Annotated in this window: 14 protein-coding genes; 7 read left to right on the forward strand and 7 right to left on the reverse strand. The window is 68.8% G+C overall.

The genetic code is table 11. The annotated features are described in order from the left end of the window. The first annotated feature begins 269 nt into the window (after positions 1-269). The 3 genes from SACXIDRAFT_RS13960 (at position 270) to SACXIDRAFT_RS21820 (ending at position 1,613) form a co-directional block, all read left to right on the forward strand. On the forward strand, positions 270-644 hold the full coding sequence (locus SACXIDRAFT_RS13960; RefSeq protein ID WP_006239214.1) for a hypothetical protein: 375 nt from the start codon (positions 270-272) through the stop codon (positions 642-644). A 71-nt stretch (positions 645-715) separates the two neighbouring features. Beyond that, positions 716-1,252, forward strand: coding sequence for a SigE family RNA polymerase sigma factor (locus SACXIDRAFT_RS13965; RefSeq protein ID WP_006239215.1), 537 nt, complete (start codon positions 716-718; stop codon positions 1,250-1,252). After that, positions 1,239-1,613 carry a hypothetical protein gene (locus SACXIDRAFT_RS21820; protein ID WP_006239216.1) on the forward strand — a complete coding sequence of 125 codons (375 nt, stop codon included), beginning with the start codon at positions 1,239-1,241 and terminating at the stop codon, positions 1,611-1,613. Before SACXIDRAFT_RS13965 ends, SACXIDRAFT_RS21820 begins: the two co-directional genes overlap by 14 nt. 105 nt (positions 1,614-1,718) lie before the next feature. Here SACXIDRAFT_RS21820 and SACXIDRAFT_RS13975 read toward each other — a convergent pair whose 3' ends face one another. Further along, complete coding sequence (locus tag SACXIDRAFT_RS13975; protein ID WP_006239217.1) at positions 1,719-3,314, reverse strand: beta-N-acetylhexosaminidase; 1,596 nt, start codon at positions 3,312-3,314, stop codon at positions 1,719-1,721. A gap of 491 nt (positions 3,315-3,805) precedes the next feature. Here SACXIDRAFT_RS13975 and SACXIDRAFT_RS13980 point away from each other — a divergent pair, with 491 nt between their 5' ends. After that, on the forward strand, positions 3,806-5,557 hold the full coding sequence (locus SACXIDRAFT_RS13980) for a serine/threonine-protein kinase (RefSeq protein ID WP_040922663.1): 1,752 nt from the start codon (positions 3,806-3,808) through the stop codon (positions 5,555-5,557). Between the two features lie 78 nt (positions 5,558-5,635). Here the strand turns inward: SACXIDRAFT_RS13980 and SACXIDRAFT_RS13985 are convergent, their stop codons facing one another. Beyond that, entirely contained in the window at positions 5,636-7,207 is a 1,572-nt protein-coding gene (locus SACXIDRAFT_RS13985; protein ID WP_006239219.1) for a dolichyl-phosphate-mannose--protein mannosyltransferase, read from the reverse strand. Positions 7,208-7,240: 33 nt separating this feature from the next. On the opposite strand from SACXIDRAFT_RS13985, the gene rsmI reads away from it, so the two are divergent. Further along, on the forward strand, positions 7,241-8,065 hold the full coding sequence (rsmI, locus tag SACXIDRAFT_RS13990) for a 16S rRNA (cytidine(1402)-2'-O)-methyltransferase (protein WP_006239220.1): 825 nt from the start codon (positions 7,241-7,243) through the stop codon (positions 8,063-8,065). 4 nt (positions 8,066-8,069) lie between these two features. Next, complete coding sequence (locus SACXIDRAFT_RS13995) at positions 8,070-8,384, forward strand: DMT family transporter (RefSeq protein WP_006239221.1); 315 nt, start codon at positions 8,070-8,072, stop codon at positions 8,382-8,384. A gap of 168 nt (positions 8,385-8,552) precedes the next feature. On the opposite strand, the gene SACXIDRAFT_RS14000 is transcribed toward SACXIDRAFT_RS13995, so the two are convergent. Next, positions 8,553-9,944 (reverse strand): aminodeoxychorismate synthase component I, encoded by a 1,392-nt coding sequence (locus tag SACXIDRAFT_RS14000; protein ID WP_006239222.1) that lies wholly within the window; start codon positions 9,942-9,944, stop codon positions 8,553-8,555. Positions 9,945-9,980: 36 nt separating this feature from the next. Between SACXIDRAFT_RS14000 and SACXIDRAFT_RS14005 the strand changes: the two genes are divergently transcribed. Next, positions 9,981-10,967 carry a glycoside hydrolase family 183 protein gene (locus SACXIDRAFT_RS14005; RefSeq protein ID WP_040922183.1) on the forward strand — a complete coding sequence of 329 codons (987 nt, stop codon included), beginning with the start codon at positions 9,981-9,983 and terminating at the stop codon, positions 10,965-10,967. Between the two features lie 199 nt (positions 10,968-11,166). On the opposite strand, the gene SACXIDRAFT_RS14010 is transcribed toward SACXIDRAFT_RS14005, so the two are convergent. From SACXIDRAFT_RS14010 to SACXIDRAFT_RS14025, 4 genes are read right to left on the reverse strand one after another with little or no spacing between them, the layout of a single operon-like run. Beyond that, on the reverse strand, positions 11,167-11,772 hold the full coding sequence (locus SACXIDRAFT_RS14010) for a GH25 family lysozyme (protein WP_006239224.1): 606 nt from the start codon (positions 11,770-11,772) through the stop codon (positions 11,167-11,169). Positions 11,773-11,809: 37 nt separating this feature from the next. Then, positions 11,810-12,631: an ABC transporter permease gene (locus tag SACXIDRAFT_RS14015; protein ID WP_006239225.1), complete on the reverse strand. Its 822-nt coding sequence runs from the start codon at positions 12,629-12,631 to the stop codon at positions 11,810-11,812. After that, complete coding sequence (locus SACXIDRAFT_RS14020) at positions 12,628-13,587, reverse strand: daunorubicin resistance protein DrrA family ABC transporter ATP-binding protein (protein ID WP_006239226.1); 960 nt, start codon at positions 13,585-13,587, stop codon at positions 12,628-12,630. The genes SACXIDRAFT_RS14015 and SACXIDRAFT_RS14020 overlap by 4 nt, the downstream gene beginning before the upstream one ends. 17 nt (positions 13,588-13,604) lie before the next feature. Next, on the reverse strand, positions 13,605-14,462 hold the full coding sequence (locus SACXIDRAFT_RS14025; protein ID WP_006239227.1) for a DUF4097 family beta strand repeat-containing protein: 858 nt from the start codon (positions 14,460-14,462) through the stop codon (positions 13,605-13,607). Between the last annotated feature and the right edge of the window lie 77 nt (positions 14,463-14,539).

Consider the following 14,539-nt stretch of genomic DNA (forward strand, 5'->3'; position numbering starts at 1 on the left):
CACTGAAGCCCCCGCGCTGAAGGCTTCGGGTGAACGAGGCTGTGTCCGCACCCTATGCACGTGTGTCCGCACCCTATGCACGCGTGTTGGCACCTCGTGTCCGGACGACCTGCCGTTCCGCGTCGAGCGGCGCGAACCGCCGCCCCGGAAGTGTGGACATGCGTGCGGGAAGTGCGGACACGCCGCGTGAGGAAATGTGGAGTCGCGTGCAACCTCTCGGCGGAGCGGGCGCATGTAAACGGGTGCAATACCCGAACGAAAGGAGTGCCGTGCGTACTCGAAAGATGATCCTGTCCGCCGGCGTCGGCATCGCTGTGCTGTTCGCCTTCGGAGCATCCACGGCTTTCGCGATGGATTCGATGGGGGAGGCACCTGCGGGGCCGGTGGACGTGATCGAGGTTCCTACGGACGTGGCCGGGGTGAGTGGGGACGTGGCCGAGGTGCCCAGGGACGTGGCCGAGGTTCCTACGGACGTGGCCGGGGTGTCCAGGGACGTGGCCGAGGTTTCTACGGACGTGGCCGGGGTGTCCAGGGACGTGGCCGAGGTTCCTACGGACGTGGCCGAGGTGCCTGCGGAGCCGGTGGACGTTCCTGGTGAGGCGACTGTGGCACCTCCGGCGCCGAGCGAGGTTTCCGGGGGCTGACCGAACCGACTGCCCGACATCCCCTGGGACGGCCGGAGTGGCCGTCCCAGGGCCCAGGGGAACAGCATTCTGTGACAAACGCTTCGTCGCCGTGGGACGGCGAGTTCAGCCGCTTCTTCGTCGAGCGCGCCCAGAATCTGCGTGCCACGGCCTACATGCTGTGCGGGGACTGGCATCGCGCGGAAGACATCACCCAGGCCGCGTTGACCAAGCTGTATGTGGTGTGGCCGAAACTCGCAAAGCACGACGCCCTTGTCTCGTACGCGCGCAAGGTCGTGATCCGGACATTTCTCGCCGAGAACCGCAGGCTCTGGCGTCGGCGTGAGCGCCTGACGCACGACCTGCCGGAGCAGGTCGCGCACGAAGGCGAGACCGAGCAACGAATGCTGGTGAGGGCAGCGCTCTCCCGGGTGCCACCGCGCCAGCGCGCTGTGCTGGTGCTTCGCTACTGGGAGGATCTGAGCGTGGAGCAGACGGCGGCCGTGCTCGGCTGCTCGAACGGCACGGTCAAGAGTCAGACCGCCCGTGGCCTCGCCGCCCTTCGGCGGGCTCTCGCGCAGAGCGAAGCCGCTGTACCGGACGGAGGTGAACACTGTGTTCGACGATGACGACGTCCGCGCATTGTTGGCCGAGGTCCGCGCCGCGCCGGAACCGCCTCTGTGGCTCGACGGGAGCGAGATCGCCGCGCGCGGCCAGCGCATCAGGCGCAGGCGACGGGTGCTGACGGTCGCAGGAAGCTCGCTGGCCGTTGTCCTTGTCGGTGGACTCGTCGCATTGCTGGCGGCCTCCGCTCCGCGTGAACCCGCACAGCCCGCGACACCGCAGCCTCCCCGCATGTCCGCGCCGGCCTCGGACGTTGCCGGGGGATCGTTCGAGGTCTCCGAGGCGCCGAGCGAAGCTGACGTTCCTCAAGGACCGGAAACGTTCGAGGTTCGTCACCCTCCGAAGGACCAGAAGGAGACCAACTGAGGCGCTGGCAGCCTGCGGATCTGTGAAGTGTCGGTAGGCTGCCGGCCTCGGCCTTTCCGGTTCACTCGGCTCGCGGGTTCGCCTCACGGTGCGAGCACGCGTGTCTCAGTCCTGCCACGGAACCTCTGGCGAGCGGTAGAAGTCGATCCCGCGTTCCTCCCAGCGAGGAGCCTGCTTGCCGAGGCGCTCCCTGAACGCCGTCCAGTCGCGCGCTTCCTGTGGCGACCAGGCGAGTTCCGCCACAGCGGCGAGCCGAGGGAAGGCCATGTACTCGATATGGTCCGATGAGCGCAGGGTCTCCGACCACAGCGGTGCCTCGACGCCCAAGACGGCGTCCTCGCCCACACCGGTGACGTGGTCGCCCGGATTCCACTCGTAGGAGTCGCGGACCTCGATGTACCCGGCCCAGGACAGGCCGAGCGGCGTGTCTGGGTTGTACTTCATGTCCAGATACGTCTTGTTCGCGGGGGACATGATCACCCGATGGCCCCTGGCGACCGCGTCGGCGAGTTCGGCGTTGTCGGTCGAGGTGCCCCAGTACTGGGCCACCGTCGCGGTGGCAGGCTCGGCGCGCACGATCTCGTTCCAGCCGAACGGCCGCTTGCCGTACTTCTCCACGATCGGGAGCACGCGCCTCATGAACAGGCGGTAGTCCTCCGGCGTGGTCACGTGTGCCTCGTCGCCACCGATGTGCAGATACGGTCCCGGTGTCAGCTCCGATACCTCGCGGATGACGTCCTCGACGAACTCGTACGTGATCTCCTTGCCGATGCACAACGAGCTGTATCCGACGGCCATGTCGGTGCGCGGGGGAGGCGCGATGCCGTCGCAGTTGAGTTCCGCGTAGGTGGACAGCGCCGAGTTGGTGTGGCCGGGCATGTCGATCTCGGGCACGACGGTGATGTAGCGGTCGGCCGCGTAGGCGACGATGTCGCTGTACTGCTCTTTCGTGAGGAAACCTGCACCCACGCCGTCAACCCCCGTACCAGGGCCTCCGCCGACCGTGGTGAGGCGCGGCCAGCTCTCGATCTCGATTCGCCAGCCTTGGTCGTCGGTCAGGTGCAGGTGCAGGTGATTGATCTTGAAGCGGGCGAGCTCGTCGATGTAGGACTTGATCTCGTCGGGCGTGTGGAAGTGCCGGGCGATGTCGAGCATCGCGCCCCGGTAGGCGAAGCGCGGGTGATCGATGATCGTGCCGCCGGGAACCGTCCACGCCGTCGTGCGCCGGGCGTTCGCCTCGATGTCCGGCGGCAGCAGTTGCCGAAGCGTCTGGGTGCCCGCGAACAGGCCGGCCGCGGTGTTAGCGCGGATGGTGACTCCGTCGTCCGTGACCTCGATGCGGTAGCCCTCGCGCCCGAGTGTGTCCCCGACGTTGTCGAGCAGAAGCGAGATTCCGGATGGCTTGTGGCTACGGGCGGGCACCACGGGAAGCGGGTAACCGGTCGCTGGCCGCAGAGATTCGGCGAGGAGCAGGCCGACCTTGTGAGCCTCTGCCGAGCGCGGTTCCGTGCGGATGGGTGTCCACGGCGTGAGGCGGTATTCCGCCTCGGCGTCGGGGAAGACCTCCACCGGTGCGGGGACGACGTCGGTGAGAGCGGTCTCCGCCGATGTGGCCGCGCCGGTGGAGGAGGGGTCAGCGGTCGCCGACGTCGCCGTTGTCATCGCGAGAGCGGTGGTAAGCACCACCGCGACTCCGGTCATGGCCCTGGTTCTCCTGCTGCGCACGAGCACCTCCTGGTCAACGGGGTGTCTCCAGGGTCAAGCCCCAGAATTGGTTTAGACAACCCGTCGATCGGGTGAGATCGGAGCGAACTGCGTGCGATTCCCCGCCGCGCTGCGTTCCCGGGAGAGGAACCGGCCCGGTTCGAAGGAGCGCCGGCAGCGGCGTGTCCGCACTTCATGCGCGGGTGTCCGCACCTGGTGTACGGGTCTTTGCAGTTCCGGTCGAGCGGAGTCGGAGGACTCGACACGGAATGAACCCATCTGTACGGGAAGTGCGGACACGCGTACGGGAAGTGCGGACACGGCGCGGGGCTTGCTCGATCAGGTGAAGTCGGCGTGAGGGGAACCGCTCGTGGCAGTCGGCTGCGGAGTGCGATCGCCGCCCACCGTAAGCTCGGGTGTGAAGACAGGCATACTGTCCCTTCGGACGGTGCCGGACTATGCCGGGCGACGCGGCGAAGGAGCGAGGGGTGGAATCGATCGCGAGCGCGTTGCTCTCGTTCGCCTATCAACTCTTCCAGCCAGGAATCTGGCCCGGAGACTGGGCGTGGGCAACGAGCATGGCCGGTGCGCTGATCGGCTTGTTCCCTGTCGGGGCGGCCGTGGGTGTCGCACTGATGCGAAAGTTCACGGGTAACCGCTACGACGGTGGCGCACTGGCCGCGTTGGCCGTTCTCGGGGCTGTCGGCATGCTGCTGATCCCCTGGTTCCTCACCACGGGTGTGTCGAGCGTGTTCCGATCGGTTTTCCGAGGTGACAATGCCGGGCTGTCCGGCATCGAGGTCTCCGCGCTCCGGCAGGACTACGGCATCGGGCGCCAGGACGCGTACCTCGGCGGCGGGCAGAACATCTACGAGACTCTCTTCTACCCGTCCGGCGACGTGCTGTCCTACGGGCTCTCCCTCGTCGGTCTCGTCGGCCTTCCTGTGCTGATCCTGCTGTCCGTGATGCTGCTGGGCCGGATCGCTCTGCGGCGCGGGCCGAAATGGCCGGGCAGGCTCCTGTGGGTGCCGTTCGTGGTCTTCGTGTTCGTGTGCGCCGGTGTGGAGGCCAACACGGCCATCCACCTGTGGCTCGGGTTCCTTCCAGCCACGGTCCTCGGCGTCATCCCTGTGGCCCTCGTCGGACCGCCGAGCTGGTCAACGGTCGAGAACTCCGATCGCCGTCCGGACTCGGCCCAGTCGAAGCACGAGCTGCCGCAGCAACCGGTGCACGTCAATCCACGGGAGCCGGAGACCCCACCGACGCCACCTTCCACACCGCCGCCACCGCCTCCCCCTCCTGCCAAGCAGTACGCGCCGACATCGGTGGCTCCAGCCCCGGAGCCGTCGGCCGAACTGGCTGCCGTTCCGGGACCCGTGCCCACCCCGCCCGGTAGTTCGCAGCAAGGAAGCAGCCGGTTCCGGCGAGTCCGGCGGCTAGGCCACGGGGGCTTCGGCACCGTGTGGGAGGCCGTTGACACGCAACTCGGGCGCACGGTCGCGCTCAAGATCGCCCACGCGCCCGACCCCGATACCGAGGAACGCATGCAGCGCGAGGCAAGGGCGCTGGCCGCGCTCAGCCACCCGAACTGCGTTCGCGTCTACGACCTCGTGACCGAGCCCGACGGCCTCGCGCTCGTGATGGAGTACCTACAGGGCCAGCCGCTGGCCGAGATCGTGGACAACGGCGGCCCGCTCGACGACGTCGCGGCGGGACGGCTGTGGGCCACCATGGCGAGCGCGCTGGCAGCAGCGCACAGCAAGGGCGTGCTGCACCGCGACATCAAGCCGTCCAACATCATCGTCGATCCCGACGGCGTTGCTCACCTCATCGACTTCGGTATCGCCCGTAGCCGTGGCGACTCGAAGCTGACGGCCACCGGCATGATGGTCGGTACCCCCGACTATGTCGCGCCCGAGGCCGCGGCGGGTGCGCCCGCGAGCCCGGCCTCCGACGCCTGGCAGCTCGCGGCCACCGTCAGTTACGCGCTGACGGGCCAGCCGCCTCGCGGCACCAGGGAGACCCCGATGGCGGCGCTCATGGCGGCCGCGCGGGCCGAGGCGCCGACGCACCTGCCGAGGCAGAGCGTGCACACCCGGCTTCTCTCCGCGTCGCTGGACCCGCAGCCGCGCAACCGGCCGACCCTGAACGTGGTCTACCGCGAGGTCGAGGGCTGGCTCTCCCGCGCCGGGACGTCGTCCGATGGTCCGGTGACGAAACTCGTGCCGCGTCAGCAGTGACGCCGTGCCCGGTTCGGAAAGGCACCGGCCACGGCCGCCGCGAGGGACGGACTTACCGGGTTCCGGCAGCCTGCCGCGTCATCGCCAGGACGGCAGCCACAGCTCCGCCTGCCAGCGGTCGTTGGTGATCGGGTCGCCGACGAGGATCGGCCACAGCCACACGAAGTTCGCGACGACCAGACCGACGTAGAGCGAGAGCACGAGCAGGCCGGTTCCCCGCCGTTCCTTGCCGCTTCTCGCGCTGCCGAGGATCTGGCCGAGCACGAGTGTGAGGCCGAGCGCGAGGAACGGCGCGAGCGGAGTGGCGTAGAAGTAGTACATCTGCCGGTCGAGGTTGAGAAACCACGGCAGCAGGCCGGCGAGGTAGCCCACCAGCACGGCGGTGTAGCGCCAGTCGGCGCGGAACACCGAACGCCAGAGGCCCCAGGCCAGCACAGGCAGCGACAGCCACCACATCGCGGGCGTGCCGATGAGCATGGTGGCGCTCACGCACTGCGACTCGCCGCAACCGGTGACGTCCTTGCCCGACTCGTAGTAGTAGAGCATCGGCCGCAGCCCCATCGGCCACGTCCAGGGCTTCGACTCCCAGGGGTGAGGATCGTCCTCCGGCGTGGTCAGGTTGCTGTGGAAGTCGAGCACGTTGGTCGTGTAGAGGAACAGTGAACGCAGCGCGTCGGGCACGAACCCGAACGGCCCCGCGGCGACACCCTCGATCTCGACGTAGTGCCGGTCGGTGGCCGTCTCGCTGGCGAACCATGCCCACCAGCTCCCCAGATACACCAGCAGGGAGATCACGCCGATAGCCCAAATGGCAGGGAGCAGATCCTGCCGCAGCGCGCCGACCCACGGCCTGCGCACCCCCGCCGCTCGGCGCGCGGCGATGTCGAAGGCCACGCAGAGCAGGCCGAATCCGATCACCCAGTAGGCCCCGGACCACTTGACCGCCGTGGCGAGCCCCAGCATGACCCCCGCGCCGAACCGCCACCAGCGGAACCCGAGCCTCGGCCCGTAAGGCGAGGTGCCGATCCAGCCCTCGCGCACCGCGACCGCCAACCGTTGCCGAACCTGGTCGCGGTCGCACAGCAGGCATGCGAACGCGGCGAGCACGAACAGCGCGATGAAGATGTCCAGCATCCCCATCCGCGACTGGAGGTGCAGCACACCGTCGCAGATCACGAGCACACCGGCCACGGCGCCGAGCAATGTGGAGCGCGTTAGCCTGCGTGCGACTCTCACGGTGATCAGAACGATCAGCGCGCCCGCGATCGCCGCGCTGAACCGCCAGCCCCAGCCGTTGTATCCGAAGAGCCATTCACCGATGGCGATGAGCTGCTTGGCCAGGGGAGGGTGAACCACCAGCTCGTAGCCGTAGTTGTCCTCGTACCCGCCGTTGCGCAGCATCTGCCACGCCTGAGGCACGTAGTGTTTCTCGTCGAAAACCGGCGTGCCCTTGTCGGTGGGCACACCGAGATCGACGAGCCGCACGAAGGCTCCGATCGCGGTGAGCACCACCGTGACGATCAACGCGCGGATCCGGTCGCCCGGCATCGGCCTGCCGAGGAGCGTGGCTTCCCGATCGCTCGGAGGCTGCATGATCTGTGGCGCTCGGCCCACGCCGCCCGCCGACGAACGGGTGAGGAGTGCGGTCACGGGCCCCGATCCTACGGGCTAGCCTCTGGGAGCGTGACTCTCGTACTGGCTGCGACCCCACTCGGTGACTCCCGTGACGCCTCGCCACGGCTCGCCGAGGTACTCGCCGATGCGGACGTGGTAGCGGCCGAGGACACCCGACGGTTCAGGGCGCTCGCCACTGCTCTCGGCGTGACGCCCCGTGGCAGGGTCGTGAGTTTCTACGAGGACGTCGAGTCGGCGCGCCTTCCGAAGCTGATGGAGGCGCTGCGCGATGGACGCACCGTCGTGCTCGTCACCGACGCGGGCATGCCGAGCGTGTCCGATCCCGGCTACCGGCTCGTCGCGGCCTGCGTCGAGGAGGGTGTGCGGGTCACGTGCGTTCCAGGGCCGTCCGCCGTGACCACCGCGCTGGCGGTGTCCGGCCTGCCGACGGAACGTTTCTGCTTCGAGGGGTTCGCGCCCCGCAAACCGGGCGAGCGTGCTCGCTGGCTTGCGGAACTGGTGAACCAGCCGCGCACGGCGGTGTTCTTCGACTCGCCCCACCGGCTGGCCACGACGCTGGCGGAGGCCGCCGACGTGCTCGGTGCCGACCGCAGGGCGGCTGTGTGCCGTGAGCTGACGAAGACCTACGAGGAGGTGCGGCGCGGCGGCCTCGGTGAACTGGCGGCGTGGGCGGCGGACGGCGTGCGTGGCGAGATCACGGTGGTGCTTCAGGGTGCCGCGCCGAGGAAGGCCGATCTCGCCGACCTCGTCGCGGAGGTGTGTTCCCGCGTCGAAGCGGGGGAGCGGCTGAAATCGGCTGCGGGTGAGGTGGCGGAGGCTGCCGGGGTATCGAAGAAGGAACTCTACGACGCCGTGCTGAAGAACCGGGGCTGAGCCGATGGCGTGGCTCGTTCTCGTCGTCTCGGGCGTGCTGGAAACCGTGTGGGCCGCTGCCTTGGAGGCGTCGCGAGGTTTCTCCCGGCTGCGGCCGTCGCTGCTGTTCCTCGTGGCGTTGGCGGCGAGCATGGCGGGGCTGGCCTACGCGCTGCGCACCATTCCGGTCGGCACGGGCTACGCGGTGTGGGTGGGAATCGGCGCTGTGGGCACCGCGCTGTACGGCATGGTCGTGTTGAACGAACCGGCGAGCGCGCTGCGCCTTGTTTTCCTCGCGATGATCGTCGGCGGGGTCGTCGGGCTGAAGTTCGCCGGGTGATCCGCCGAGCCTTGCGCCCGGCGTCCACCGGATGCGTGCCGACGCGATCAGTCGAATCTCCGAGTCCGCGCCGTGTCCACCCCGCGCGGTCTCAAGCCCGGCGGGTCCGGATGCGTGAGGTCCTGTCGGCGGTTCGCCCGCATTGTCGTCGCCGATGGCGCTACTGCCTCACCGGATTCCGCTGCGACCTGCTGTGTCAGCGCAATGGGGGTTGGCTGCCATGGCCCGCTCGCCCGGGGAGGACCTGTGAAGGACGGCCCGGCGATCGTGTGGTGTCTGGAGGAGCCGCAGCAGCGGGGCCGCCTTGTGCAGGCACTCCTCCCACTCGGCGTCCGGATCGGAGTCGGCCGTGATGCCGCCGCCGACCCCGAGCCGCGCGGTGCCTCCCGCGATTTCGAAGGTGCGGATGGCCACGTTCAGCTCGAGACCCGCCACGGGGGAGACCGCGCCGATCGCGCCGGTGTAGACGCCCCGCGCCCGCGGCTCCAATTCCGCGACGAGGTCGAGCGCGCGGAGCTTCGGCGCGCCGGTGACCGAACCGGGTGGGAACGTCGCGTGCAGCAGCGTGGCGTCGTCGGTGCCGTCGGTGAGGACGCCCTCCACGGTGGAGTCGAGGTGCCAGACACCGGGTGCTGGACGCACGGCGAGCAGTTCCGGGACGTGGACGCTCCCCACCTCGCAGACCCGCCCGAGGTCGTTGCGCACGAGGTCGGTGATCATCACGTTTTCGGCGACGTCCTTGACCGATCGCCGGAGCTCGGCGGCGAGGTGGTCGTCGTGCGTGCCGCGCCTCGGCCGTGTTCCCTTGATCGGCGACGACCTCACCTGCCGTCCGTGGCGGGCGAGGAACAGCTCGGGTGACATCGACACCACGGCGCCCCAGTCACCGGCGAGGTAGGCGGCGCGGGCAGGACCGAGCCTGCGGACACCCTCGGCGAACAGCGCGGCGGGACAGCCCGCGAACTCGCCGGTCAGCCGCGTGCAGATGTTGGCCTGGAACACCTCGCCCGCGCCGATGGCCTGCACGCACGCCACCACCGCGCTCCTGTGTTCGTCCCGTGAGGGCAGGGGCAGCGTCGTGGGAAGCCAGCCGAGGTCGGTGGGGAGTGCCGCGCCGAGCGTCTCGTCGAGGTCGGCCGCGAGGCCGTGCGGGAACGGTTCACCGTCGGCCAGCAGTGCCTCGAACCACCATCGGCCGTCGCTGTCGAGGCGGAGCACGTGGTCGGCCCAGCCCCACGCCGCACGCGGGAGAGCGCACTGCCTACCGGACGGGTCGGTGAGGTCGTAGGAGAGGTAGCCGAACCAGCCGCCGCCGACGGTGCCAGGCTCGGCGTCGGCCACGCCGGGCAGGTCGGCGACGGTGCCGAACGCGCGTTCGGCACTCACCGGCTCCACTCGCACGGTGGGCGCGATGACCGCCCTGGAGCCGAACCACTCACCACACAGTGCGGCAGGAGGGGGAAGGCGCAGGCGTTCGGCCCTCCGGTGAAGCAGCGCGACAGCCGCGTCCTCGGTCGGCGCGGCCCTCAACGCTGTTCTCACCACTCGCACGCCGGGCATTCTCACCCGTCGCCGCGCACACCTACCGTCGATGGTGTGGTGGGTGTGAGCGAGACGACGCGGATCGGCCTCGTGACCGGGGCCGGTTCGCCGGGCAGAACCGACGAGCGGTTCGGTATCCACGCCACTGATCTCGGCGTCTGCTGGGAGAGTGGTGACGGCAGGGTGCTCGTGGCATTCGGTGACACCTACGGCGAGGGCTGGGGTGGCAGCGGGCCAGGACCGGCGCAAGCCGACTGGCGTCGCAACGTGCTGGCCTGCTCCACCGACCGGGACCTCGCCACAGGTCTGCGACTCGATGGTGTGGTGGCGAGGGCGGACGGCAGTGCCGCGCAGGTGCTGCCGTCGGGAAGGGGCCGCGAGATCACGACGATCCCGAACAGCGGCATCGCCGTGGCAGGCACGCAGTACCTGCATTACATGTCGGTTCGGCAATGGATCAGGCCGGGCGTGTGGCGCACGAACCACGCGGGCATCGCCGTGTCGCACGACGGCGGGAATACCTGGAGCGCCCCACGCGGTGCGCGCTGGCCGAACCGCTGGGGCGGGCATCGGTTCCAGCTCGGCGCGTTCGCGCTCGCCGACGATCACCTGTACCTGCTGGGCACCACCAACGGTCGCTACGGTGACGCGTACCTGGCCAGAGCGGACCCCACCGCGCTGCCTGCCACGCGCGCGTTCCGCTACTGGACGGGCTCGGGCTGGAGCACGCGATGGCATGCGGCCGCTCCCGTGGCGGCAGGCCCGGTGGGAGAGATGTCGCTGGGGTTTCACCGGACGCTCGGCCGATGGTTGCTCATGCACCTCGACGAGACCCGCCGTGGCATCGTGCTCCGTTCCGCGGCGCGACTCACCGGCCCGTGGACCTCCGGTGAGGTGGTGGTCTCCGGTGACGAGTACCCGGCAGTCTACGGCGGCTACCTTCACCCGTGGTCGCTCGACGGCCCCGACCTGTACTACCTGGTGTCGCAGTGGGGGCCGTACAACGTCTATCTCACGCGCAGCAGGCTCGTGCTCGAATGACCGTTCGGTGGCGACGGACACCACTCCGCCTGCGTCACGGCTTCGAAGCGGGGCTGCCACCAACACGACCCGACATTGGTGTTAGTGCGACGACAGTGTCCTTGTCACCACGCGCTACGCCCCTGATCTTCAGAACGGGTTTCGTCCACCATCGCCACAACCCCCGTTATGTCCTCAAAGGACATTTGATAACGGCTGTTTACACCAGGAGGTCGGCGAGGGTGAAGGGGTAGACGAGCCCGTGACGGCCGACGCGGCTGTCACCCGAATGCTCGTGCAGGCCGAGGCGAGGGTGGAACCATCCCGCACGGCCGGGGATGCCGTTGTGCCAGGCCGACCACAACACGACGCCGTCGTCGGCCCACCTCTCCGGCCGGAACCGGTGCAGCCAGTGCTCCACATCGGCGTACACGAGCACACGCCGGAGGACGGCTTCCTGCCGCAGCGTGCGAATCCAGGTGCGGACGAAGCGGTCGTCCACTCCTTCCGCACGGGCGTCCAATGTCGGCGCGAGGGTGCCCGGCGTGAACGCACCGAGCGGTTTGCCGACGCGCACGACGTGTCGTGCCTGGTCTTGGGGTCCGCCCGGCCTGGCACGGTGCCGGAGTCCGGCGTGGATTCCCGCGTTCAGCGCGGCGGTCAGTGAGGCTGCGGCGTCGCGGTCGGCCCAGTTGCTGTTCTCGGTGATGTCGATCGAGGCGAACGTGACGGCGCGGCGGGCTGCCAGCGCCTGCCAGTCCGTGGGCGGGCTGTGCGGGGCGAGGCTGATTCCTGTCACCTCACCCCGCGCGCCGTTCCTCGTCATGGCGGCAGGCTAATGCCGCCGCTCGATTCGTGCGCGCTCAGCCGGACTCGCGGTTGTACAGGCGCTTCGACCAGAGATAGCCGCCGAGGGTGATGACCGCGCACCAGAGCAGCGCCATCCACAGGTGGTTGCCGAGCGGCTTGTCCATCAACAGGCCACGCAGGGTCTCGATGATCGGCGTGAACGGCTGGTACTCGGCGAACCAGCGCAGCCCGGCAGGCATGGAGTCGGTCGGGACGAACCCGCTGCCGAGAAACGGCAGGAGAATGAGCGGCATGGGCAGATTGCTCGCGGTCTCGATGCTCTTGCTCACCTGGCCGAGCGCGACGGCGAGCCAGACGAGAGCGAAGGTCACGGCCACGAGGAAACCCGCTGCGGCCAGCCACCCGCCGAGCCCTGCTGATGGCCGGAAGCCGACGAGAAGCGCGACACCGATCACGATCGCCAGCGCGAACATCGCCTGGAGCACACTGCCCAGCACATGCCCGGTCAGCACCGAGGCACGGGAGATGTGCATGGTGCGGAACCGGCTGATGATGCCTTCGGTCATGTCCATGGCGATCGAGATCGCGGTCCCCTGCACCGTGGACGTCACGGTCATCAAGATGATCGCCGGGGCCACGTAGTTGACGTATTCGGCCCTTCCGGCCGCTGGCCCTCCGAGTCCGGCTCCCAGCGTGCCGCCGAACACGTAGACGAACAACAGCAGGAAGACGACCGGCATCCCGACGAGCATGATGGTCATCGACGGGTACCGCAGCATGCGTTTGAGGTTGCGGCCCAGCATCGTCGCCGAATCGCGCAGAGGGTGGAAGGTCAATTCGGCCGGGGCACGGCCTGCGAGCGCGGGTGTAGTCATCGGGTGGTCACCTTCTCGTCGGTCGGGTTGCCGGTGAGGGCGAGGAACACGTCGTCGAGGTCGGGGGTGTGCACGGAAAGCTCCTCCACCTCGACGGCTCGATCGTCGAGCCGGTCGATCAGGATTTTCAGCGAGCGCAGGCTTCCGTCGCTGGGCACCCGGAGTGCGAGCGCGTCGCTGTCCGGTGTGGTCTGCCCCAGCACTCGTCGTGCCGTGTCGAGGCTGTCGTGGTCGGCGAACCGCAGCCTGACGTGTCCGCCCGACACCAGCCGCTTCAGCTCGTCGGCTGTTCCCTCGGCGACGAGCCTGCCCTTGTCGAGGACCGCGATCCGGTCGGCCAGCTCGTCGGCCTCCTCCAGGTACTGCGTGGTCAGGAAGATGGTGACGCCGTCGGCGACCAGGCCGCGGACGATGTCCCACATGTTGCGCCGGCTGCGCGGGTCGAGGCCGGTGGTCGGTTCGTCGAGGAAGATCACCTGCGGGTCGCCGACCAGTGTCATCGCCAGGTCGAGCCGTCGCCGCATGCCTCCTGAGTAGGTCGATGCCGGCTTCGCCGCGGCGTCGGTGAGATCGAATCGCGCGAGGAGTTCCGCTGTGCGCCGCCGCCTTTCCTCCTTCGTGAGGTGGTGCAGATTCGCCATCAGCAGCAGGTTCTCCTCACCGGTGAGCAGGTTGTCCACAGCGGAGAACTGGCCGGTGACTCCGATGGCGGCGCGCACCGCGTCGGGTTCGCGGGCGAGATCGTGCCCCGCGACGTGAACGTCACCGGAGTCCGCACTGAGCAACGTGGACAGGATCTTGACCGTGGTGGTCTTTCCCGCACCGTTCGCGCCGAGCAGTGAGAACACCGTTCCGCGTGGCACGGTCAGGTCGAGGCCGTCGAGAACGACCTTGTCACCGAACGATTTCCGGAGCCCGTTGACGGCGATGGCCGCGCTGGAGCGCGTGGTGGTCATGGTTGTCTCTCCCCAGTTCAGAACGTGGTCGCAGGGCGGCGGATCGTGATGTCGCCGTAGGAGGTGCGGCCCCGCACCTCGACGGTCTCGCCGGGCTCGGAGGGCCGGTCGGCGTTCTCCAGCAGGTTGCGGACCTGTCCGAAGCCGGTGTTCACCGAGAGCCAGGCCGCTGTGCCTTCGGCGATGCCGATCTCCAGGTCGCCCATGGCCGTGTCGAGGGCGATCGAACCCCGGACCACCTCGTCGAGGCGGATGCTTCCGTTGGACGTCTTCGCCTCGACGTCGGCACCCGCCCGCTCGATGTGGATGTCTCCGTTGGCCGAGCGCACCCGCACGTCGCCGGTGGCAGCGTCGATCAGGGTGTCGCCGTTGGAGTTCTTGATCACCGCGGTGCCGTCCACCTCGCCGATCTGGATCCTTCCCGAGCCGGTGGAGACCTCGGCGTCGCCGGTGACGGTGTCGGCGGTGACGTGGCCTGCCGAGGTGCGGAGGCGCAGCGGACCTGTGCGTTCGAGCTGGACGTTCCCTGCAGAGAGCTTGATGTCGCATTCGCCGAGACTGCCGGTGCAACGGATGCCACCTGCCTGGATCTCGGAGGACAGCGTGGAGTGACCAGGCAGGTCGATCGACACGTCCACCGACCTGCTCTCGCGGGAGAAGTCGAACATGCGCGCCTTCGGGCCGGTGACCTGGAGGGTGCCGTTCGCGTACTCGACACGGACTTGCCGCGCGGCTTTCACATCGGACTCGTCGGCTTCGTCGCTGGGACGGACCTCGACGATGGTGTCGGTGCGGTCGCTCGCGGCGATCCGCACGTTGGCGACACCGATTTCGAGCACGACGGAGATCGGCTCGGGTGTCTCGAATTTCGGCATGGGGGTCTCCACATCATGGGTTGGTGAGGCATCCCCGCAGGTCAGGGATGTGAGGTGAGGAAGGTGTTCGCCGGGCG

This window comes from Saccharomonospora xinjiangensis XJ-54 (genome assembly GCF_000258175.1).
In the GTDB taxonomy this organism is placed as follows: Bacteria; Actinomycetota; Actinomycetes; order Mycobacteriales; family Pseudonocardiaceae; genus Saccharomonospora; species Saccharomonospora xinjiangensis.

Bases quoted from the DNA above. Each gene is read 5' to 3' on its own strand.
- SACXIDRAFT_RS13995 (WP_006239221.1), top strand. From the start codon at position 8,070: ATGGCGTGGCTCGTTCTCGTCGTCTCGGGCGTGCTGGAAACCGTGTGG.
- SACXIDRAFT_RS13975 (WP_006239217.1), bottom strand. From the start codon at position 3,314: ATGACCGGAGTCGCGGTGGTGCTTACCACCGCTCTCGCGATGACAACG.
- SACXIDRAFT_RS14000 (WP_006239222.1), bottom strand. From the start codon at position 9,944: ATGCCCGGCGTGCGAGTGGTGAGAACAGCGTTGAGGGCCGCGCCGACC.
- SACXIDRAFT_RS14025 (WP_006239227.1), bottom strand. From the start codon at position 14,462: ATGCCGAAATTCGAGACACCCGAGCCGATCTCCGTCGTGCTCGAAATC.
- SACXIDRAFT_RS14010 (WP_006239224.1), bottom strand. From the start codon at position 11,772: ATGACGAGGAACGGCGCGCGGGGTGAGGTGACAGGAATCAGCCTCGCC.
- SACXIDRAFT_RS14015 (WP_006239225.1), bottom strand. From the start codon at position 12,631: ATGACTACACCCGCGCTCGCAGGCCGTGCCCCGGCCGAATTGACCTTC.
- SACXIDRAFT_RS14020 (WP_006239226.1), bottom strand. From the start codon at position 13,587: ATGACCACCACGCGCTCCAGCGCGGCCATCGCCGTCAACGGGCTCCGG.